General features: G+C 57.8%; 20 protein-coding genes. 7 read left to right on the top strand and 13 right to left on the bottom strand.

Annotated elements, in window-relative coordinates:
* The first annotated feature begins 12 nt into the window (after positions 1-12).
* Positions 13-1,221, top strand: coding sequence for a mandelate racemase/muconate lactonizing enzyme family protein (locus tag ACR0AP_RS17280; protein ID WP_480508170.1), 1,209 nt, complete (start codon positions 13-15; stop codon positions 1,219-1,221).
* 229 nt (positions 1,222-1,450) lie between these two features.
* Complete coding sequence (locus tag ACR0AP_RS17275; protein WP_480508168.1) at positions 1,451-1,744, top strand: anthrone oxygenase family protein; 294 nt, start codon at positions 1,451-1,453, stop codon at positions 1,742-1,744.
* Here the strand turns inward: ACR0AP_RS17275 and ACR0AP_RS17270 are convergent.
* Together ACR0AP_RS17270 and ACR0AP_RS17265 are read right to left on the bottom strand one after the other, a co-directional pair.
* Positions 1,691-2,587 (bottom strand): DMT family transporter, encoded by an 897-nt coding sequence (locus ACR0AP_RS17270; protein ID WP_480508166.1) that lies wholly within the window; start codon positions 2,585-2,587, stop codon positions 1,691-1,693. The genes ACR0AP_RS17275 and ACR0AP_RS17270 overlap by 54 nt on opposite strands.
* Entirely contained in the window at positions 2,584-3,048 is a 465-nt protein-coding gene (locus ACR0AP_RS17265) for a hypothetical protein (RefSeq protein WP_480508164.1), read from the bottom strand. The genes ACR0AP_RS17270 and ACR0AP_RS17265 overlap by 4 nt, the downstream gene beginning before the upstream one ends.
* 92 nt (positions 3,049-3,140) lie before the next feature.
* Between ACR0AP_RS17265 and ACR0AP_RS17260 the strand changes: the two genes are divergently transcribed.
* Positions 3,141-3,830 (top strand): ArsR/SmtB family transcription factor, encoded by a 690-nt coding sequence (locus ACR0AP_RS17260; RefSeq protein WP_480508162.1) that lies wholly within the window; start codon positions 3,141-3,143, stop codon positions 3,828-3,830.
* 32 nt (positions 3,831-3,862) lie between these two features.
* Here ACR0AP_RS17260 and ACR0AP_RS17255 read toward each other — a convergent pair whose 3' ends face one another.
* The gene (locus tag ACR0AP_RS17255) at positions 3,863-4,360 is read right to left on the bottom strand and encodes a RidA family protein (RefSeq protein ID WP_480508160.1); all 498 of its coding nucleotides are present in this window, start codon (positions 4,358-4,360) and stop codon (positions 3,863-3,865) included.
* 28 nt (positions 4,361-4,388) lie between these two features.
* Between ACR0AP_RS17255 and ACR0AP_RS17250 the strand changes: the two genes are divergently transcribed.
* The 3 genes from ACR0AP_RS17250 to ACR0AP_RS17240 all read left to right on the top strand — a co-directional run bounded on the left by ACR0AP_RS17250 (position 4,389) and on the right by ACR0AP_RS17240 (position 6,784).
* A complete protein-coding gene (locus ACR0AP_RS17250) occupies positions 4,389-4,967 on the top strand; it encodes a TetR/AcrR family transcriptional regulator (protein WP_480508158.1) in 579 nt (192 codons plus the stop codon).
* A gap of 35 nt (positions 4,968-5,002) precedes the next feature.
* A complete protein-coding gene (locus ACR0AP_RS17245; protein WP_480508156.1) occupies positions 5,003-6,160 on the top strand; it encodes a YbfB/YjiJ family MFS transporter in 1,158 nt (385 codons plus the stop codon).
* Between the two features lie 291 nt (positions 6,161-6,451).
* On the top strand, positions 6,452-6,784 hold the full coding sequence (locus ACR0AP_RS17240) for an EamA family transporter (RefSeq protein ID WP_480508154.1): 333 nt from the start codon (positions 6,452-6,454) through the stop codon (positions 6,782-6,784).
* 70 nt (positions 6,785-6,854) lie between these two features.
* Here the strand turns inward: ACR0AP_RS17240 and ACR0AP_RS17235 are convergent, their stop codons facing one another.
* From ACR0AP_RS17235 to ACR0AP_RS17220, 4 genes are all read right to left on the bottom strand, one after another.
* Positions 6,855-7,115, bottom strand: coding sequence for a hypothetical protein (locus tag ACR0AP_RS17235; protein ID WP_480508152.1), 261 nt, complete (start codon positions 7,113-7,115; stop codon positions 6,855-6,857).
* A 215-nt stretch (positions 7,116-7,330) separates the two neighbouring features.
* On the bottom strand, positions 7,331-8,818 hold the full coding sequence (locus ACR0AP_RS17230; protein WP_480508150.1) for an aldehyde dehydrogenase family protein: 1,488 nt from the start codon (positions 8,816-8,818) through the stop codon (positions 7,331-7,333).
* Positions 8,815-9,987, bottom strand: coding sequence for a mandelate racemase/muconate lactonizing enzyme family protein (locus tag ACR0AP_RS17225; RefSeq protein WP_480508148.1), 1,173 nt, complete (start codon positions 9,985-9,987; stop codon positions 8,815-8,817). Before ACR0AP_RS17225 ends, ACR0AP_RS17230 begins: the two co-directional genes overlap by 4 nt.
* The gene (locus ACR0AP_RS17220) at positions 9,984-11,594 is read right to left on the bottom strand and encodes a GMC family oxidoreductase (RefSeq protein WP_480508146.1); all 1,611 of its coding nucleotides are present in this window, start codon (positions 11,592-11,594) and stop codon (positions 9,984-9,986) included. Before ACR0AP_RS17220 ends, ACR0AP_RS17225 begins: the two co-directional genes overlap by 4 nt.
* A 108-nt stretch (positions 11,595-11,702) precedes the next feature.
* On the opposite strand from ACR0AP_RS17220, the gene ACR0AP_RS17215 reads away from it, so the two are divergent.
* Positions 11,703-12,587, top strand: coding sequence for a LysR substrate-binding domain-containing protein (locus tag ACR0AP_RS17215; RefSeq protein WP_480508144.1), 885 nt, complete (start codon positions 11,703-11,705; stop codon positions 12,585-12,587).
* A 493-nt stretch (positions 12,588-13,080) separates the two neighbouring features.
* Here ACR0AP_RS17215 and ACR0AP_RS17210 read toward each other — a convergent pair whose 3' ends face one another.
* The 6 genes from ACR0AP_RS17210 to ACR0AP_RS17185 form a co-directional block, all read right to left on the bottom strand.
* Positions 13,081-14,973, bottom strand: a complete 1,893-nt coding sequence (locus ACR0AP_RS17210) for a type IV secretory system conjugative DNA transfer family protein (RefSeq protein ID WP_480508142.1) — start codon at positions 14,971-14,973, stop codon at positions 13,081-13,083.
* Positions 14,974-15,037: 64 nt separating this feature from the next.
* Positions 15,038-16,051, bottom strand: coding sequence for an ATPase, T2SS/T4P/T4SS family (locus ACR0AP_RS17205; protein ID WP_480508140.1), 1,014 nt, complete (start codon positions 16,049-16,051; stop codon positions 15,038-15,040).
* Between the two features lie 205 nt (positions 16,052-16,256).
* Positions 16,257-17,090, bottom strand: a complete 834-nt coding sequence (locus tag ACR0AP_RS17200; protein WP_480508138.1) for a TraB/TrbI/VirB10 family type IV secretion system protein — start codon at positions 17,088-17,090, stop codon at positions 16,257-16,259.
* A gap of 11 nt (positions 17,091-17,101) precedes the next feature.
* Entirely contained in the window at positions 17,102-17,782 is a 681-nt protein-coding gene (locus ACR0AP_RS17195; protein ID WP_480508136.1) for a hypothetical protein, read from the bottom strand.
* The gene (locus ACR0AP_RS17190) at positions 17,782-18,597 is read right to left on the bottom strand and encodes a TrbG/VirB9 family P-type conjugative transfer protein (RefSeq protein WP_480508134.1); all 816 of its coding nucleotides are present in this window, start codon (positions 18,595-18,597) and stop codon (positions 17,782-17,784) included. Before ACR0AP_RS17190 ends, ACR0AP_RS17195 begins: the two co-directional genes overlap by 1 nt.
* A complete protein-coding gene (locus tag ACR0AP_RS17185) occupies positions 18,597-19,241 on the bottom strand; it encodes a VirB8 family type IV secretion system protein (protein ID WP_480508132.1) in 645 nt (214 codons plus the stop codon). The genes ACR0AP_RS17190 and ACR0AP_RS17185 overlap by 1 nt, the downstream gene beginning before the upstream one ends.
* Positions 19,242-19,255 lie beyond the last annotated feature (14 nt).

Below are 19,255 nucleotides of genomic sequence, written 5' to 3'. Positions count from 1 at the left end.
AGGGCTGATACTATGTATCTGGACAAAATCGAAACTTTCGTTGTTGGCAATCCTCCCCCGCGCCATGGTGGGCACTACTTTATCTTTGTGCGCCTGACCACCGCCTGCGGCATCACAGGTGTTGGTGAAGTCTACAACGCCACCTTCGGGCCTGATCTCTGCGCCGCAATGGCGGTGGATGCCTTTGAACGGCACTTCCAGGGCGAAGATCCGCATCATATCGAAAAGCTTTGGCGCCGCACGTATGGTGCGGGCTACACGATGAGACCGGATGTGACGGTCATGGGGGTTCTGAGCGGGCTGGAAATGGCCTGCTGGGATATCATCGGGAAAGCAGCGGACAAACCTGTTTATGAGCTGCTGGGCGGTAGGGTGCATGAACGTCTGCGCAGCTATACGTATCTGTATCCCACTTCAGGGGATGTTTACCCCGATCCATCAACCCCCAACGTCTATAATGATCCCGATATCGCCGCCGGGGTCGCGCTGGAAGCGGTGGAAAAAGGCTTCACTGCGATCAAATTTGATCCCGCAGGCCCCTATACGATTTATGATGGTCACCAACCCAGCTTGAAGGATCTGGACCGCTGCGAAGCCTTCTGCAGGATCCTACGTGAGGCTGTCGGTAACCGCGCTGACCTTCTATTCGGCACCCACGGTCAATTTACCGTATCCGGTGCCAAACGGATGGCGCGGCGACTGGAGAAATACGACCCCCTCTGGTTCGAGGAACCCACGACACCGGAAAACCCCACTGATATGGCAGAGATCGCCCGGTACACATCGATCCCCGTTTCAACTGGCGAACGCCTGTGTACCAAGCACGAGTTTGCACGTGTTCTTGAAGCGGGCGCTGCCTCTATCCTGCAGATGGATCTGGGGCGTGTCGGTGGTCTATTGGAAGCCAAGAAAATCGCTTCAATGGCCGAAACCCGTCAAGCCCAGATCGCACCGCATCTTTACAGCGGCCCGATTGTTGCGGCTGCAAATATCCAGATTTCTGCCTGCTCGCCAAACTTCCTGATCCAGGAAAGTATCGGCACATTTGACGGACCTTACATGTCCATTGTAAAGGCTGATTTCCGCTGGGAAGACGGGTATGTCATTCCGCCAAGCACACCAGGTCTGGGCATTGAAATCAATGACGAGGCCGTCGTCGCCAACCCATATTCCAGCTCTGAACTGCATCTGGACATGGTCAGAGAGCCGATTTGTGTGTGAAAGAACTGACATTCGTGCATGCCAAAGCACTTGCCAGACCGAGCTCTCTCCAGGTCTTCTCTGCTCTGATCATGAAGGACAGCTATTCCCTTAGCGTAGGATTCTGCCCCGTCCGGCATTCGACCCCGGGCTTGATCAAACTGAGCCCTTTGCCGCGATCATAGCAAATCAGGACATCGGACGCGCCACGCAGAAGTCCTTCTTCTTTGTCGCCTTGCTAGGCACGCCGGTGGCCTTGTTGCTCGCAATTGCCTCTTGCTGGAAACAGAACAAAGCCCGGAATTGGCTGTTCCTGAGTTTTCTTGGATGGCTCGCGATGATGGCAGTGACATTGACGCTCAACGTACCGCTCAACAATGTTCTGGACGGTCTCTCAATCACCTCCGATCAGGAAGGGCTTGCGGACCTTTGGGCTGACTACGCGGTCGATTGGCAGAAATGGAACTGGCTCAGAGTGCTCAGCAGCGGATTATCGCTCGTCTTCGTGTCCCTCGCATTGCGCGCAGCATCTCTGCAGGATTGACGCGTTCGCGGACAGCAGCACAGCTATGAGGACCAGCATACCCCCAATAACTGTGCGGTTATGCGGAATTTCCGATAAAACCAAGAACGCCAGCACCGGTGCTAAAGGAACTTCAAGCGTGCTCAGGAGCGCCGTCTGGCCGGATGGGACGCGCTTTGCTCCTTCTGCCAGGGTGACTGAGGCAATCGCGAAGACCAGACCAAATGCGCTTAGTATCAGTATTTCGGATATCGGAATGCCGAGTGGATCGCCCAGGACAATCGCTACCGGAACAAGCAGCAAAGACGACAAGGCTGCCGGCCCTGCCCCGGGTGTTGACGGGAACCTGCGATAAATCACCATCAGTAAAGCCATGGCAAAGGTCATACCGAGGGCGAGAAGATCACCACGAAGGTTGATCCGCCCCAATGAGCCCGAGACGATGATTGCGACACCCACAAGTGCGAGCAGCGAACCGGTAAGAACGGTTCTGGAGGCTTTTTCACCAATCCAAACCCAGCCCAATAGCGCCGCCAGCATCGGTGCCGCCGCATAAATCAGGGAAACGTTGGCGATCGTGGTCAGCTTGAAAGCGGCTATGAAAGCTGCCGTGCCAAGCGCACCCACAACTGCGACCGCGACCCCGCTGATCCCCATCTTTTGGAAATTGTCCCGAACTTGCCGGCGCTTCCAGACCCACAACACTGTAAAGCCGGCCGAAAACACGCCCCGCCAGAAGATGATATCCCATGGCGCTGCCTGTACACCTTTGGAAAACAGCCCGGCTGTGCTGAAGGTGATTGCAGAAACCACGACCAGCACGACACCATGCTGGTATTGAGAGCGCACTGCAGGCGCCGTCATTCCTTGTGCTTCTCTTCAGCAATAGCCGTCCCATGGATGGACTGCGCATCGGGGCGGTTCCAATACTTATTTGGATTGTCCTTGTCGCCTGCATAGTTGGATCGTGTGCCCCAGCACTCTCCAATGCGTATTGTTGGCTCTTCATGGACATGATTTGCAAAGATGATCGAGAGCGTTTGCTTAAGAAGCTCCTTATCCGGCGCGATGGAAATCGTGATATCCACGTCCGGTACGGACTGGATCGTTTGCTCCGCACCGGCATGTGACCCTTCCAAAGCGCGAAACTGTTGTTCCCCTGCCGCCGACACCTGCAGGCAGCAGTCATAGTGTCCCTGCTTCAGATCCACACCCTTACGTAAAGCTTCGAGCAAAGGCTCCTTACCCTGTACAGGCGTCTGGATCACCAGCACCCATTCCTTCTCCAGAAAGCAGTCTTTCAACTCAGCTTCAGCCAGTTCCATCGCGTGTTTCCCTCACTTTGTTTTCTTGGGTGTAGCAGTTGACGCGAGCGACATGCTTCGGTTAATTCCGAAATATGCATGATGAACCTCCCATGTCGCGCGTGGGCGCTCTGATCGGTTCCCCGGCACGCGCATTGATACTGACAGAGCTTTTTGACGGCCGGGCGCTGACGGCTACCGAACTCGCCAGTGTTGCGAATGTTTCCCCCGCAACAGCGAGCGAACATCTGGGCCTTTTGTTATCCGGTGGGTTAGTTGCACGAGAGAAGAGTGGTCGGCACAATTATTATCGCCTCGCGTCGCCCGAAATCGCAAACGCTCTCGAACAACTGGCCGTGCAAACAGCAAATATCGGCCCTGCGGTGAAATCCATCCGAAAAGCCCGAACGCCGATTCAGAATGCCCGAATGTGCTATGATCACATTGCAGGGCGTCTTGGGGTTTCGATGGCAGATGCTTTGGTGAAAAAAGGTGCCTTGGTCGCCCTGGACACGGATTATGAGCTTACCCCAAAGGGTGAAGCACTTTTTAGGTCCTGGGGTATCAATCCTACTGATCTGAGACGATCAAAGCGCGTTTTCGCTCGGCAATGCCTGGATTGGAGCGAACGCCGTCATCATGTCTCCGGTGCTGTCGGAGCTGCTCTTGCCAACCTCGCCTTCGACAAAGGCTGGATCGCACGAGCCAAAGAACGCCGGGTTCTGATCGTCACCCCGCTCGGGCGTCGAGAGTTGAAGACCCGTCTCGGCATTTCATACGACCAAGACGAAACAACGGCTTAGCTCGAACATTGCATAAGAGTAAGCCGTTTAATTCAATCCCGCAGTTCGAACACGGAATCGATGATGATCGGTAAATTGCCCCGAAGCGAGACGGCACCGAGAACGGAACGTGCGTGCACACCGTTTTCGCCAAAGACATCTGTCATAAGATCGGAGCATCCATCCAGGACCTGGGGATGTCTTTCGAATTCTTCGGTTGCATTCACAAATCCTTGAAGCTTGGCAACTGACTTGACCCGATCGAGAGTTCCCAATTCGAGCTTCACCGCCGCCAGGATATCCAGCCCCGTGACCCTGGCAAACTCGTACCCTTCCTCAACACCAAACTCACGGCCGAGTTTTCCTTTTGGCACTTCTGCTAATCCAGCCATGGGCCCTTTGCCGGATACAAACAACAGGTTCCCGACCCTCGCGCAATTCTTGTAGCTTCCCTGCGGGTCGCTCGCTTCGGGAAGCACAAGTCCAAGTTTTGCAATCCGTTCTTCAATCATTCCGTTGCCTTTCGTGCTGGTGCGATCGTCCTTGATCACGGAGCATTCCTAATATAGATAGACAGGTATGTCTATTGCAATTGACCGCTCTGAAAATCCGCGCGACCGCCTGGTCGAAACAGCCCGCCGTCTATTCTTGCGGCATGGTGTTCCGCATGTCGGCATAAACCGCGTGATAGCGGAAGCGGGTATCGCGCGGATGACCCTCTACAATCACTTTGCGTCCAAAGACGATCTCGTCCTTGCTGTCTTCGAACAGGAAGCTGAAACACGCAGAGCGGCTATCGCCGATACCCAGTCAACACTGGAAGGGCCATTTGAGAAAGTGCTAGCGCTTTTCACTGTGGCACTCGATCTGGCAGGCTTGGATGGTTTTCGGGGCTGCGCCTTTATCAACCTCGCAATCGAAACAGCGGCACCAGACAGCAACCTTCATGCGCTTGCCAGGCGCCACAAGGACTGGATTCGCGGCAATCTCCTATCTCATCTGCCATCGGAGACCTTTTCCGACCCAGAAACCTTGGCAGAGCAGATACTCGTCCTTTGGGACGGCGGCGTGGTGGGCGCTTACGTCAAGCAGTCAGAAGCACCGATCCAGGCGGCACGCGAAGCAGCCCGCAGCCTGATGCGTGGATCAGTCCTTTGACATCTCAGGGACGGACCTGCCCTTGGTGGATCGTTATGGGTCTCGCGCTTGGAGTGGCCGTTTCAAATGGATTTGCCCGTTTTGCTTACGGATTGATCCTGCCAGCGATGCAGGAGGATCAGGACTGGAGCTACGCCGAAGCAGGATGGATCAACACGGCTAATGCGCTCGGCTATCTTGCCGGGGCGCTGCTGACACTGGCCCTCATCAAACGCGTGTCGCCTGGCAAACTCTTCGGTATAGGAATGATCGGCACCACGGCTAGTCTGCTGCTGTCGGGCCTGACGGACAACTACGCGTTGCTTACGCTGTGGCGGATCACGGCTGGCCTCGCAGGCGCGCCGGTATTCATAGCGGGCGGTGCACTGGCTGCCGCCTTGTTTCCTGATCCCAATCGGACAGCTTTGGCCATTGCGCTATACTTCGGTGGTGGCGGCATCGGGATGATCCTGACGGGTGCTGCCCTGCCGACACTTTTTGCGAGCTATGGTCCTGCCGTTTGGCCATCCACATGGATAGGTCTGGGTGTCGCCAGCGCCCTGTTCACCCTTCTGTCGATCTGGGCGGTACGTCGGCTGAACAAGCCGGCGGACAATGCCCTTGCGTCACCAACCTCAGAACCTGCCGGACTGCCAATCGGGCGGATGGGCTTCGCATTGGTCGGCTACGGTCTCTTCGCGACCGGCTATATCGTCTATGTCACGTTTCTTGTGGCCTGGATGCGCAGCATTCCAGCCGGTCCTTTACTGGTGTCAGCCACATGGGTCACGATCGGACTGGGCATAGTTGCCTCGCCCTTCGCATGGCGGAGAGTACTGGCACGGTTCGACAATGGCGTGCCGCTTGCCCTCGCAACCGGAGTGACAGCCGCTGGCACATTGCTGCCTCTGGCGTTGCCGGGGGATATAGCGCTGATCGGATCCGGACTTCTCTTTGGCATCGCTGTCTTTATCGCGCCTGCATCAGTCACGGCATTCTCTCGCCGCAATCTCCCACCAGAGCTACAGGGGCGGGCCATCGCTCTCTTCACAACAGTGTTCGCAGGCGGGCAGACAATCGGACCCGTCGCGGCCGGTGCTCTCGGCGACGTATTTGGTTCAATTGATAGTGGCCTACTAGCTGCGGGTGTGGTGCTCACTGCAGGTGCGGTTGTTGCTTTAGGTCAACGCGCCCTCGGCGACCCATCGGAATAAATGCCCAATGTCAGAACTTGGACATGGACGTTCGTTTTACAGCTTGGCGAAAGTGCTGGAAAAGCCCCACCTTGGATCGATTCCGGTAGTGGGCAGGATCGTATCATAAGAGCGTCGTTGAGCATGACAAAACTTCACCGCACTACATTCCACGCATACCTCCTGTTTTCGCGTTTCACATAGATGGAACGGGCACAGATAAGGCTTGGCATTTGAGACTGCTAACCTGCCGTAGGGCCCACGGTTGCTAAAGGAGCAAGATGCGGGTCAAAGCTGCTGTCCGCTGCCATAATGGCGGCCTTCATCTTCGTCATGCCAATCGGCTTCCTGCAAGCGCTCGACGCCTTTGATGCGCCGTTGCTGGTGCTGGCCGGGATCGGTGTGGGTATCTGTTCGTCAGTGATCCCCTATGTCTGCGATCAGCTCGCGATGGCCCGCCTGCCACGAGCCAGCTTTGCGTTCCTGCTTGCCCTCCTGCCCGCGGCCGCCACCATCATTGGCATGATTGTCCTGCGCCAGATTCCGAGTGCTGTGGATGTCCTCGGCGTGGCCCTCGTCATGGTCGGTGTGGCCGTTCACAAACCCGCACCGATGCCAGGTCCGGTTGACAGAGACCTCCAGTAACGGCCATTCGCGGCACTCTGACGAATGAGCAGGATGGGCTCGTTGCCGTCATCAGAACAACCGCAGCATTTCATTGGAGGGCCCAGATCACGACGATGAAGTCGGCCCAATCCTGCCGTTCGACCTTAGTCCTGAATTCTGCGGTTGCAGCCCGCTTTCCGGACATTCGCCGCAAGCGCGAATTCCGGGCCTCGTCGAACTCACAGATTGCGGACAAAGCCGTCGCTCCCATCGCCCAGTACAATGACGGCAGGCAGCCCAAAGCGGTCTTTGGAACCGACTGCAGTTCCAGAGAGGCTGTAGGAGCAAGACTGACTGTTCGCTCCGTCAACAGCGGACTTCCATCTTGGCAATTTTGTAGGCATCAATGCTTCGGGCTGCTTCGAAGACCTCCAGGCACAGAAACAAATCTTTGAAAAGTATGCGCAGTTTCTCGAAAGCACGCACCGGTTCGAGTGGCATCGCCGAACCAAATCCCGAACTCCGTTATTGAGCGGTATGCAGCTCTATGTCCCTCGTCTTTGAGTTCTCGAGTCTTGCAATGCTTCACACTGCAAGCGTGATAGATTTTGAACGGGTATAGGCGTCGAGGCCTTCCAACCCTTTTTCGCGACCGAAACCGGACTTCCGGTTGCCGCCAAAGGGCAGTTCGATTCCGCCGGCCCAATAATCGTTGACGGTGACCTGCCCCGCATCCACCCGCTGCGCCATGCGCAAGGCAATAGACATGTCGCGGGTGTAGATCCCGGCCGCCAGAGCAAAATCGGTACCATTGGCAAGCGCCAGTGCTTCTTCTTCACTTTCGAAGGTTTGTACGGCAAGAACAGGACCAAAGATTTCCTGGGTCACCGCATCGTCGCTAGCGCAAAGATTGTCGAGGATGGTCGGTTCAAAGAACCAGCCCTTGCCGGTTTCCGGATCAGTTGCGATGTTGCCACCGGTGGCGATTTCCACCCCGCGCGCGCGGGCACGCTCCACGTGGCCCGCAATCTGCGCCAAATGCCGTTCTGAGTTCACCGCACCCATATCAGGATTGCGCAGCCCGTGACCGAAGCGCAGGCCTTGTGCTTTTCTGACCAGCCGCTCCAGCACCTCGGCGTGCAGATCGCGATGGATCACGAGTCGGGAACCAGCCGAGCAAATCTGCCCGGAGTTGGAAAAAATGGCCCACAGCGCGCCCTCCGCCACCGCCTCAGCATCAGCGTCGGCAAAGGCGATCAGCGGCGACTTGCCGCCCAGTTCCAGGGTAAGACCGGTCACATTGGGTGCCACATTCTGCATTACCCCGACACCGGTTGCCACCGAGCCGGTGAAGGTCACATGCCGCACACGGGGATCGGTAACCAGCGGTGCGCCGGCCTCGGTGCCGGTGCCGGTGACCACATTGACCGCGCCCGCAGGCACGCCTGCACGCACCAGAAGCTCAGCGATCATCAGCGCGGTAAAGGGCGTGGTCTCCGCCGGTTTCACAACTGCCGAACATCCCGCCGCCAGAGCCGGCGCAATACCGCGCACAAAGGTCGATGTTGGGTAGTTCCATGGCACGATATGGGCGGTCAGGCCCACCGGCTCGCGCAGGGTGAAGGCGGCGTTGCCGTTGCCGAGGTTGACGCTGCGCCCGTCCAGCTTGTCAGCGGCACCTGCGTAGTATTCGAACAGGCGCGCCGAACCCGCGACATCGCCCTTCGCCTCAGCCAGAGTCTTGCCGCTGTCGAGACTTTCGACCACTGCCAGCCTGTCCGCTTCGGCGCGCATCAGACGCGCCGCCTCGTTCAGAATGGCGCAGCGGCGGGCGGGCGGTGTGTTGCGCCAGACCTCGAAACCCTTGGCGGCGCTGGTCACGGCACGGTCCACATCGGCCGCGGTGCCAGCGGCGAAATCGGAAAAGGCCTCGCCGGTGCCGGCATCAAAGCTTTCCATGCGGTTGCCGCTGTCGGCGGCAACGAACGCGCCATCAATGAAGTGATCGCACGGCAGATCCGGCAGCGTGCCGGTTTCGAAATAGGTGGAAATCATCTGGTCGGAGGTCATCATGTATGCTCGCTGCATTTGTAGGTGGATTTGGCCAGCCACTCGGGGTTGATCTCAACGCCCCAGCCCGGGGCATCGGTCACGACCGCCTGGCCGTCCGTGATTGTGAAAGGATCATCCAGGAACAAGTCACGCTGCCACGGATAGTAGTCGTCGCCCTCGATCGAGAATTCCAGGTAGCGGCCCGGATTGGGCACCGCCCGCAACAGATGCATGGCGAACAGCGTCACCAGCGACAGGTTGGCCGCATGCGGGGTGCAGGGCAGCCCGGCGGCATGGCCCATGCGGGCCACCTCCATGCTGCGCACCATGCCGCCCAGATACAGAATATCGGGCTGGATGATATCCACCGCGCGCATCGCGACGATCCGCTTCCACTGTTGCAGATCCCAGTCCTGCTCGCCGCCGGCCACGTCGATGGACAGCTTGCCGGTGACCTCGGCGGTCTGTTCTAGCTCCCAATAGGGACAGGGCTCCTCGAAGTGCTCGTAGCCGTTGGCCTCCAGCATCCGCCCGACCTCGATCGCGCGGGCGGGACCAAAGCCCGAGTTGCCATCCACCAGCAGCGCCGCATCCGGCCCCATGGCTTTGCGGATGGCGGGGATGATTGCCTCGGTGCGGCCGTCCCATTCGTCCTGGTCCTGGCCGCATTCGGCACCGACACGCACCTTGAAGGCGTCAAAGCCGTAGTCATCGCGCAGGCATTGCATGCGCGCCGCCTCGTCCCCGGGCGTGATGTCACGCCGCATGGAGGAGGCATAGGCCCGCAGCGGCCCTGCCGAGCCGCCCAGAAGCTCGGCCACGGGCTTTTTCGCAGCCTTACCGCGCCAGTCCCAGACCGCAGTATCCAGACCTGCCATGGCCCGGCGCAGATAGGTGCCGGGGAACTTGTGCTCGCGCAGTGGGATCTCAGCGATCACATCCTCCAGCGCGCTCATGCCGCGCCCCAGTGCCCAGGGCGCCACCTGGCGGTGCAGGATCTCGCAGGTCAGGTCGCTGCTGTAGGTGGACACCTGCCCCCAGCCCGTGCTGCCGTCCTCTGCGGTGACCCGCACGAAGCCGACCAGCGGCGTGCAGAAGGTCTCGATCCGGCGGATCCGCGGCCCGGTGTCGTCCCTGCCGCGGGCGTTAGCAACCGGCACCGCGCCGGACATGGAATAAGGCGTGCTCATGCGTCCTCCAGAATGAGATCAGCGGCGCGGTGCGCCAGCATCATGGTCGGGGCATTGGTGTTGCCCGAGGTCAGGTTGGGGAAAACCGAGGCATCGACGACGCGCAGCCCTTGCACCCCATGCACCTTCAGCCTCGGACTGACCACCGAGTCCTGCGTGCCCCGCCCCATGCGGCAGGTGCCGACCGGGTGAAAGACGGTGCCGCAGCGTTCGCGGAAATCGGCCAGGATCCGGTCGTCGTCCATGCGACGCAGATCCGGATCCATCGCCGAGTCCACAAGCCCGTCCAGTGCCGCAGTATTGATCAGCCGCTGGCACAGGCGGCCGCCCGCCACGACCTGTGCGCGATCCTCTTCGGTAGCCAGCGAATTGGGGCGGATCCGGGGCGGAGCCGCTGGGTCGGCAGCGCTAATGTCGATACGGCCGCAGCTGGTGGGGCGGGCCGGCTGAAAGCCGATGATGAAGCCTGGAAACGGGTCGGGTTGCACCACCGTGCGCGTGCCGTTCGGCGTGGTGGTATATGTGACCGGGTTGAAATACAGCTGCTGGTCAGGGTGGACCTGATCCGGGCCGGAGCGGAAATAGCCGCCGCACTGGTTCACTGACAGGGCCAGCGGCCCGCGCCAGGTCAGCGCATATTGCAGCGCCGCGCGCACTTTCCCGGCAAACGGGCGCAGCACGTTGTTCAGCGTTGGCTCAGTGGCGCGGAAGTAATAGTTGATGCCCAGATGATCCTGCAGGTTGCCGCCCACATGCGCCGCATCCAGCAGCGGCGTGATGCCGTGGGATTTTAACAGCTCCGCCGGACCGATACCCGATAGCTGCAGAAGCCGCGGCGAAGTCACGGCACCGGCCGACAGGATGATTTCGCGGCCGGCTCGCAGGGTTTGCCTCCTGCCCTCACGCACCACCTGCAGGGCAGCGGCCCGCGTGCCCTCAAAGATGATCCGCTCGGCCTGCACCCTGGTCATCAGGGTGACGTTGGCCCGCTTCAGCGCGGGCTTCAAAAACGCCCGCGCTGAATGCATCCGGCGGCCGCCGCTGGTGTTGATCCGGTAGGCCGCCGCGCCCTCGCAGGCGTGGCCGTTGATATCCTCGGTGCGCGGCAGCCCCAGTTCCTCGGCCGCGGCAAAAAAGTGCCGGTTCACCGGGTGGATCTGATCCGAGACATCCTGCACATGCAGCGGCCCGGCACCATCGCACCCGCCATCGGTGCCAATGCGGCTCTCCATTGCCTCATAGGTCTGCCGCACAGTCTCCCAGTTCCATCCGTCCGCTCCGGCGGACGCCCAGTCGTCGAAGTCGCGTGGTAGCCCGCGCGCATAGACCAGAGCGTTTATCGCGGCCGACCCGCCCACCACCTTGCCGCGCGGCCAGTAGCCCGAGCGTCCCGCCAGGGCTTCTTCAGGCTCGGTCTGGTATTTCCAGTTTACCTTCGGGTCGAAGAAGGTCTTGCCGTAGCCAAGCGGCAGCGCAATCCAGGGCGACCAGCCTCGCCCGCCGGCCTCCAGCACCAGCACCTTGTGTCGCCCGGAAGCGCTCAGCCGCTCTGCAAGAACGCAGCCCGCAGAACCCGCCCCCACTATGATGTAGTCGAAGTTTTCCATGCCGCCCTCTGCAGTCTGTCGGAGTGTTTTGGCATGAGGCGCTGGCATTCTATAAACAAATAATTATTTGTTATAGATGTGGAAAAGTTTGCAATGTAGACGCTGCTCATGAACGACATGCCTCCCTTGCCCTGGTTGCGCGCTTTTGAGGCTGCCTCGCGAAACGGTAATTTCTCCAGCGCCGGTGAGGAACTCGGGCTTACGCCGGCTGCTGTCAGCCATCAGGTGCGGTCGCTCGAAGAGCATTTGGGCTATCAGTTGTTTTCCCGCAAAAAACGGCCCATGGAGCTGACCACAATGGGGGAGCTTTATCTGCCCTGGGTCATCAAAGCTTTCGAAACTCTTCGGCTGGGTACGCGGGATGTTTTCGGCACTAGGCACATGCGCCCGTTGAGGATCCGTTGCCTGCCGACCTTCGCGCAGCTCTGGCTTTTAAAGCAGTTGCCTGATTTCCGGGTGCGATATCCGGAGGTCAATATGCAATTGCATATGGGTACTTGGGCTAGCGCGATCCAATCAAGCCAACTTGATATCGAAATTCGATTCGGGAACGGGGATTGGCCAGGGCAGCGCGCAACGCTGCTAGGTCGTCCGCCCGTAGTTCCAGTCTGCCACCCAAGCCTGCAGCCAAGTAGCGAAACGCTTGAAGCGTTGCGAGACTCTCCTTTGATCGAGATCATCGGTGTGGCCGACAATTGGCACCAATTTTTCCGTCAGGAGAACCTAGCGCCCCCCGGACATATCCCGGCGCTCAATGTGGATCAGAGCATTGCAGCCCTGGAACTTGCCGCAAATGGGATGGGACATGCGCTGGTGTCAGAGCTTTTCGCAATTCCCTATCTGCAAGACGGGCGTCTGGTGCGCTCTTTGCCCCTCGAAAAACACACAGACCAGGCGATCTATGTCACCTGCCCGGAGGGTCCCGTCAGCTACGGGTGTCAAATGTTTCTGGATTGGATTGTCGAGCAGTCTTCTCCGATGCGCCAAGTGTGACTAAATTCAAAGTGCTTTGCTGCGCAGGACGCAATCGTTTGCCATTTCACGTCTGATTGCACGCATCCAAAGTGCCGAATTGAAAACGGCGACTGCTCACTACGCCCGGTCCCTGGGCATACGATACAAAGTTCATGCTGCTCCCACTACTAACGGCAGCTGTTCATCGCAGCGGCGCTGCCAAAGTCAAAGCTGGATCTGACGAAGGGGTGGGTTTCAAATGACGCTTTATGCTCTACTCTGCCGCTCGTGCCTGGCGCAACATTCGAAACTTGGGCTCTTTTCCCCTCTTCGCCGCGATCTGCACGAACGGCTGCAGTCCGATTTAGACCCCATCAGGTATTTAAGGCCGTCGAGACGAGCGTCTGAATAACCTGGGAAACCGAGCCATGAACTGCAAGGAGCTAATTTGAGGTGGCCTTTCTTGTGCAGTTCAAAATTGCGTGGCTGATCACCGTGTTTTCACACGCGGATTGCTGAAACAGCACCCCCGTCAAGCGGAGGCACTACCTTCTGGCCGTTTGGCTCTCATTTTCTCCATCGCCATATCTTTCGCTGACCGGCTTTTCCGCTTTGCGACCGTGCGCTGTGCATCAAATGCCGCCTGAAGTTCCTGATCTTTTTCCGAAACCTCTCTCTTCGGGGCAGGGGCCGGTTTCGCCTCAGCCAGAGCCTTCGCTGTGTCCTTGGCCTGTTCGTCAGCGAGATCCCGATGTGTGCCTTTAATTTTCGGTACATCACCCCCAAGGAACTGCATGAAATACGGATCTTCGAAGTATCGGATCTTGTTTGCAATCACTGGCATCTTGCCTTCACGGATCAGCACAACCTCATTTTCTGGCAGTCGGCCTACATGTTCCGGACGCAGCAGACGAATGCCTTCTTCTCGCTCTGATATGCTGCCCATTTCCATTTTGCCGAGCGCCCGAGACTTCGACTTGCTCATTACTGTTTTGTCACCGATGGACCTGGACACATGTTCGCGTACCTCTGAATCTTCAGACGCCGCAAACATTTGCGTGCCAGCGTTTGCCAGCATCGCCCGAACGCCTTCATGCCCATAGATGCCCTGCAGGCGCGACAGCGTTTGCGAAATCACCACGAGCCGGCCGCCGAACGATCGCATGGTGTCATAGGCTTCAACGACACGGTCAAGGTGGCCGAGGCGCTGAAACTCATCGAGCAGGATCAGAACCTTGAACGGCTCATCTTCGCCCGGCTCAACGGTTTCGATGGTGTTCACCAGATCGAGGAAGAACAGGCGAATGAGCGTCCGGAACTCTTTGACCTTCTTCCCTGGCACAGAAAAGTAGATCGAGGTGGGGCGCCGACGCAGATCCTCAAAGTTGATGTCATTGCCCTGCGTGGCTCTTGCCACTGACGGGTTACGCCAGAGCTGAAGGCCGGAGTTCAGCATAACCGAAATCGTTGACCGCAGGATTTTGGTCTCTTCGGCTGCAAGATTCAGGAACTCATCTGCAGCTCGCGCATATCCAACTTCTTCAGCCATTTTCTCATAGTCTTTTTGCTTGGTCGTTTTGACCAGGCGCAGGACTTCGGAAATGTATGGCCGCTTTCTTTTGGTCGCCAACATCGCCATTGCGCAAAACATGCCTTCGACGCCACCCATAAAGCCCTGTGCGGACGAGCTGGGCGTGTCGAACATCTGGGTTGCAACCTGAATCACTTCTTCCCACCGCCGGTCCAGATTGTCGGCACGTGCTGCGCGGCGCAGAGGGTTGTAGCTGTGGCTTTTGTCGGGGTTCTCGGGATCGAACACAAAAACCTCATCGCCCATTGCTACCCGACGCGCACCCGTGGTCTGGAAAATCTCGCCCTTGATGTCCAGGACGACGCAAGAACCATTGAAATGCAGGACGTTCGGGATCACAAAGCCGCTGGTTTTGCCCGAACCTGACGGGGCAATGAACATCGCGTGTGGCTTTTGGACACCGGGGCCGGGCTTATAGTAGATCGCGTTCTTGTCCTTTGGCTCACCAAATTTGGCAAACACGATTTCACTATCCAGTTGGCCTTTGAGCTTCAACACCGAAGCATAGCCCTCCTGGACGAGCTGAGGGGCCTTTGCAAAACTCGCGTCACCGTATTTCGTTGAGGGACCACGCAGCGCAGCCGCCACGAATGCAAAGGTCAAAACCCCCACCGCGATCACCGCCACCAGACCCATGATCTGCTGCGTCTCCGCAGGCTGTGCCATGAACTTCTCTGGGATCGCCCAGATGTCCAGCCCGCGAAAGCCCCTAGTGTTGATGTATTCGAGAGCCAGTCCAACCACCAACACCGCGCACGCCGAAGTGGCGATAAAGCCCATTGTACCGGCGATCACGACCTTCTTGCCTTTGGGGAGCTCCTGAAACTCAGCCATCGGTCAGCTCGCGCCTGAAGAAATGCACGTTTCGATACTCGAATTGCTTCATCTTTGTACTCCTTCAGATAAGTTGTTCAGCAGTCATCAGAGGCGGAAAAATCACGCCGTTGACCTTCCGTTCGTCCCCGATTTTCTTCATGTGAACGATCATGTGTATGGTGGCCCGGATGTCATCGACCACCTCTGACTTTTGGACGGTCGGAGATCCCCGCCGCACCATTTTGCTCATGCGTCCAATGGCATCGACGGGCGAATTTGCGTGCATGGTGCAGACAGATCCATCGTGGCCGGTGTTCACCAGTTCCAGGAACATATTCGCGTCGTCGCCCCGGATTTCACCACAAACGAGCCGGTCAGGCCGGAGGCGAAGCGCCGATTCAAGCAGCTTTGTTGGTGATCGAGGCCCGTTTTCTTCTGAACGATCAGCAAGCAAGCCCACGAAGTTTGGTTGCTCGATGTCCAGTTCTGCCACTTCTTCAATCGTCACGATCCGTTCGCCTGGATCGACGCGCTTCAACATAGCATTCAGAACAGTGGTTTTGCCCGACGATGTACCGCCCGCAATAATCACGTTCCATTTGCTCAGCATCGCAAGGTCGGCCAGTTCGTCAAAGTTCATTGTTCCGGCAGCGAGAGCAGCCCGAGCATTTTCGAGAGCACTGTGATCGTTGCTTTCCGCCAATGCGGCCTCTTTGCTAGCAAAGCTGAAAGCGCCCAGGTCAACGGTTTTCACGCGGAGCAGACGGATCGCCACGGACCCCACGCCGGTTGTCGCAGGTGGAATGACAACCTGCACCCGTGCCTTGCCCTCTTTTGTCGGGACATTTGCCGTTGCAATGGGTTTCTTTTCTCCGAACGTCACGTCGCTGAAACCGGCCACACAACGCCCGATATTCTCTACATCGTCTCTGTTCAGAGTGATGTCTGTCCTGTTCATGTGCGTTGTGCCAATTTCTTCGACCCAGACCGATCCGTCAGGATTCACAGAAATTTCGCTCAGGCTTTCATCGTGCAACAGATGCTCGATCTTGCCTGTAAAGTATTCCAGAAGGCTATTCCCGTTCCGCCCACTCATGTTTTTGTCCTTGGTAGAGCACTTTTGGGAACAGTGGAGGTTGCCTTCGCTGCCTCTCGGCTTTGCCTCGAACGCGAACGCACCCACACAAGATTCATCAATTCCAAAAAGTGTTGAATTTGCTTCAAAAAAGGCCGCTACCGCACTCGATCATGCTGGCAGCGGCCGGAAAGACAGCTGAGGCGATCGGCTCATTGGCTCGCGCTCAGAAGCTATCGAACACAACGTCGCGCTGCAGGATCGCGTTGATACGACTGCCCTGATCGACAAAGATTGTCGGAGTGATGCGCAGGTATTCATCAAGCGCCGCCGCCGTGGCATTTTGCAGGTTAGACCCCACTTGCGTTGCCAGATCAGTGCGAACCGAGTTGTTGCTATCGTTGTCAGACACAAGCGCAACAGGCGCAATCCCGATGATGGACAACAGCGCAGCAGTTCCGAACCGCTTCCCAAAGTGTGTATTCACCCTGCCGGTCGCACCAGTCCGGCCTTGACCGTCCGTACCAGCCGAACCGATCTGAGCGGACAGGCCGTCAGGCGTGATGACACGGCTCCAAACAATCATGATGCGCGTTTGCGCCAATGTTGTATCCGCTCGATACTCGCCATAGAGCTTCGATCCGCGAGGCAAAAGCAAACGCGTGCCGTCCATCGAGTAGACGCCGCGTGTGATCGTTGCCACGACACTACCGGGCAGTTCCGAGCTGACCGCGCCACCGAACACAGCCGACAAAACCGTGCCTTGCGTTAAGGTGCGCGACGGATCGTCAATGGTCGAGGCCCCCACGATAGGGGGATATTCTTCGACCAGATTGTTTTGCCACGTCGTGTTTTGGTTTTCCTGATAGCCGCGCTGTTCTTCGGGCAGGCGGGTGTCATCCGGTTGTACCTGGACTGGCTGCGGGGCAGGGGGATAGGCCTGGAATATCACCGGCTGCGATCCGCTGTTGATCGGTTCGTAGTTTTGCCCGGTGCCATCCTGCGCAAACGCGCTTGAGGCCAACGCGATCAGGGCGAGGGTAAGTGCTGTTCTGTTCATCGTCAGCTCCATCAGTTTCTACGAAGTGGGTTTTCATCGAACACAATGCCGTCCGACTGGTTCTGTCGCTGGCGCATCTTCTTCAGTTCTTCGAGTCTGCGCCGCTCGTCATCGGTCAGACCTTGCGCCTGAAGGTGGCTTACGCTGGCAAGTGCCCGGGCCTCCGCATCTGCGATGGCCTGGGCAAGTTCCGTCTGGAACTTCTTCTCTCGCTCATCATATCTGACCTGAAGGCGTTCATTGGTCAGGTTCAGCGTTGCGATTTCACCGTCTTTTTCTGACAGCGAAACTTTGGCGTCCGTCAGCTCGTCTTGCAGTTCAGAAATCCGACCGTTCTGTTGCTCGATGGTTTTCAAGGCTTGTTTCAGACCTTCGGAATCGACCTGTGGCACGGCTGCTGGTGTCGCTACCGCTATTGTCTCAGGCAAGGCTTCGGGTTCCGGTTCATCGACCTCTGGCCCTCGTGCCGTCAAAAGCCCGTAACGCTCACCACCACTCTGTTGCAGAGCGTCAACGCGAACGCCTGTGTTTGAGCCTTTGTTTTCATCGCCCAAAACGAACCAAGCGAAACCCACGAAAAACGCCCCACCTACGGCAACGACAAAGAGCTTCTTAGGGTCGAACTTCTTCCGGGCACGTTGCGACGGCTGTTCAGCCGCCGCTCGTGCTGCAATTGTCTGATCGCGGTTCATTACTTGCTGCCCCCCGGTTTAACTGTCTGTGAAGTAACGGGCCTACCGCTCACGCTTGCTTGCTGAAACTCGTCGCCATCGTTTCGTACACAGATCGAAGTGTCCTCGATGCGCAGTGTCCAAAGGTCGGAAAGGCCCTGCACCTGAATAATGCCGCGCTCTTTGACTGTGGTGTTCACCATCAGCTCGCGGCCATCAGGCAGGACACGGAAGATACCCGGCAGCTCTGCATCCTGTGGGATCTGCATATAGGTGTGTACGCCATCATCCCAAACGGCGGTGGGCGCAAACTCCGCTTTGCCCGAGCGCGAGTAATTTTGGTTGACGAAGCGGCCTGTTGGCTTCGGCTCGCTGCGAGCAACTGTGCCACGGCGCGTTGTGGTCCCGCCGCTGTTGTTTTTGTTGTAGAACGTGACCCGGAACGGTACTCGCTTACGTTCGGCGGCGCTCTCGGCTGGAACCAGATAGAAGCTGTATGTCCCGCGATTGGTCAGGACGGTCAGGTTTGAATCCGAATTCAGGATTTCCGGCTTGAACGCAATAACGCGACCTTCCTGCAGGCGGGTGATCTGATAACTTTCAGTGTCGCCCGCACCAATGCTGCGGACGGTTTCGCCCTGCGGAAAGTGAACATAGGTAATCAGGCGTTCACCCACGGGGATGCGATACACTTGGTTCTCGACGTAGTGGAAATGCGTGATGCGGTGATCCGCGTTTTTTCCGTCTGGCGTCGGTGTGATTTCAGAGAGCAGAGGCGCAGAGAATGCCAAAACTGCTGCTGCGGCGGCGGTGAGTGTTTTGAAAAAACTCTGCATCAGATGTCTCCAGTTGCGTCTACGCGGTAGTTGGTGACGACGAAGCCGAATGGGTTTTCCAGAAGCTCATCCATCGATGTCACGATTTTTTCCTCAAACCCGTAGGTCACAGTGACCACGTAGCGGGCTGAGGCCGTTGCTTGGTTTGGCACGATCAGGGACTTGCGGATCTCGACCTGTACCGTCTCATCGTTGACCGGCGAGACGCCCAGAATTTCGGTCTGCACCTTTGTTTTGGGCGTATAGATTTCGTCTGGATGGTTCTCGTTCGACCCGTCCCAAAGTTCGCGGTAGGAGGTTTCGGCAAGTTCATCAGAGCGACGCAGCACCGATTTCAGGCGCTCGTTGTTGTCCTGGACATCATAGGTTTCCCGGTCGCGCACATAATTTGCGACTTCACGGAAGGCCATCGCTTCAGATGGTTCCAGTTCTTCGACCTTTTCAGTCAGCAGCACCGGCAGCTTTGTGTCCGGATCAATGGAGAATGGCACCGCGCGGACTTCCTTCAAAGGAAGGAGCAGCGCCCAGCCAATCATAGAGACCACGCCCATTGCCATTCCGACCATACCGAACACCTGCCATTTGAAGGCATCGCGCCGAGCGCCCAGAAAAAGTTCTTTTTCGTGATCTGTCACGTGTGACATTTGCTCTGTACCTC

Source organism: Ruegeria sp. AF7, from assembly GCF_056541885.1.
Note: the sequence above shows the minus strand (reverse complement) of the source record. Positions and strands in the feature narration are given on the sequence as shown.

What these genes read in the sequence shown, in the direction of transcription:
- ACR0AP_RS17190 (WP_480508134.1), bottom strand. Translation starts at nt 18,597, where the DNA reads ATGCAGAGTTTTTTCAAAACACTCACCGCCGCCGCAGCAGCAGTTTTG.
- ACR0AP_RS17245 (WP_480508156.1), top strand. Translation starts at nt 5,003, where the DNA reads ATGGGTCTCGCGCTTGGAGTGGCCGTTTCAAATGGATTTGCCCGTTTT.
- ACR0AP_RS17200 (WP_480508138.1), bottom strand. Translation starts at nt 17,090, where the DNA reads ATGAACAGAACAGCACTTACCCTCGCCCTGATCGCGTTGGCCTCAAGC.
- ACR0AP_RS17215 (WP_480508144.1), top strand. Translation starts at nt 11,703, where the DNA reads ATGAACGACATGCCTCCCTTGCCCTGGTTGCGCGCTTTTGAGGCTGCC.
- ACR0AP_RS17260 (WP_480508162.1), top strand. Translation starts at nt 3,141, where the DNA reads ATGTCGCGCGTGGGCGCTCTGATCGGTTCCCCGGCACGCGCATTGATA.
- ACR0AP_RS17205 (WP_480508140.1), bottom strand. Translation starts at nt 16,051, where the DNA reads ATGAGTGGGCGGAACGGGAATAGCCTTCTGGAATACTTTACAGGCAAG.
- ACR0AP_RS17270 (WP_480508166.1), bottom strand. Translation starts at nt 2,587, where the DNA reads ATGACGGCGCCTGCAGTGCGCTCTCAATACCAGCATGGTGTCGTGCTG.
- ACR0AP_RS17280 (WP_480508170.1), top strand. Translation starts at nt 13, where the DNA reads ATGTATCTGGACAAAATCGAAACTTTCGTTGTTGGCAATCCTCCCCCG.
- ACR0AP_RS17185 (WP_480508132.1), bottom strand. Translation starts at nt 19,241, where the DNA reads ATGTCACACGTGACAGATCACGAAAAAGAACTTTTTCTGGGCGCTCGG.
- ACR0AP_RS17195 (WP_480508136.1), bottom strand. Translation starts at nt 17,782, where the DNA reads ATGAACCGCGATCAGACAATTGCAGCACGAGCGGCGGCTGAACAGCCG.
- ACR0AP_RS17240 (WP_480508154.1), top strand. Translation starts at nt 6,452, where the DNA reads ATGGCGGCCTTCATCTTCGTCATGCCAATCGGCTTCCTGCAAGCGCTC.
- ACR0AP_RS17230 (WP_480508150.1), bottom strand. Translation starts at nt 8,818, where the DNA reads ATGATGACCTCCGACCAGATGATTTCCACCTATTTCGAAACCGGCACG.
- ACR0AP_RS17225 (WP_480508148.1), bottom strand. Translation starts at nt 9,987, where the DNA reads ATGAGCACGCCTTATTCCATGTCCGGCGCGGTGCCGGTTGCTAACGCC.
- ACR0AP_RS17250 (WP_480508158.1), top strand. Translation starts at nt 4,389, where the DNA reads ATGTCTATTGCAATTGACCGCTCTGAAAATCCGCGCGACCGCCTGGTC.
- ACR0AP_RS17210 (WP_480508142.1), bottom strand. Translation starts at nt 14,973, where the DNA reads ATGGCTGAGTTTCAGGAGCTCCCCAAAGGCAAGAAGGTCGTGATCGCC.
- ACR0AP_RS17265 (WP_480508164.1), bottom strand. Translation starts at nt 3,048, where the DNA reads ATGGAACTGGCTGAAGCTGAGTTGAAAGACTGCTTTCTGGAGAAGGAA.
- ACR0AP_RS17220 (WP_480508146.1), bottom strand. Translation starts at nt 11,594, where the DNA reads ATGGAAAACTTCGACTACATCATAGTGGGGGCGGGTTCTGCGGGCTGC.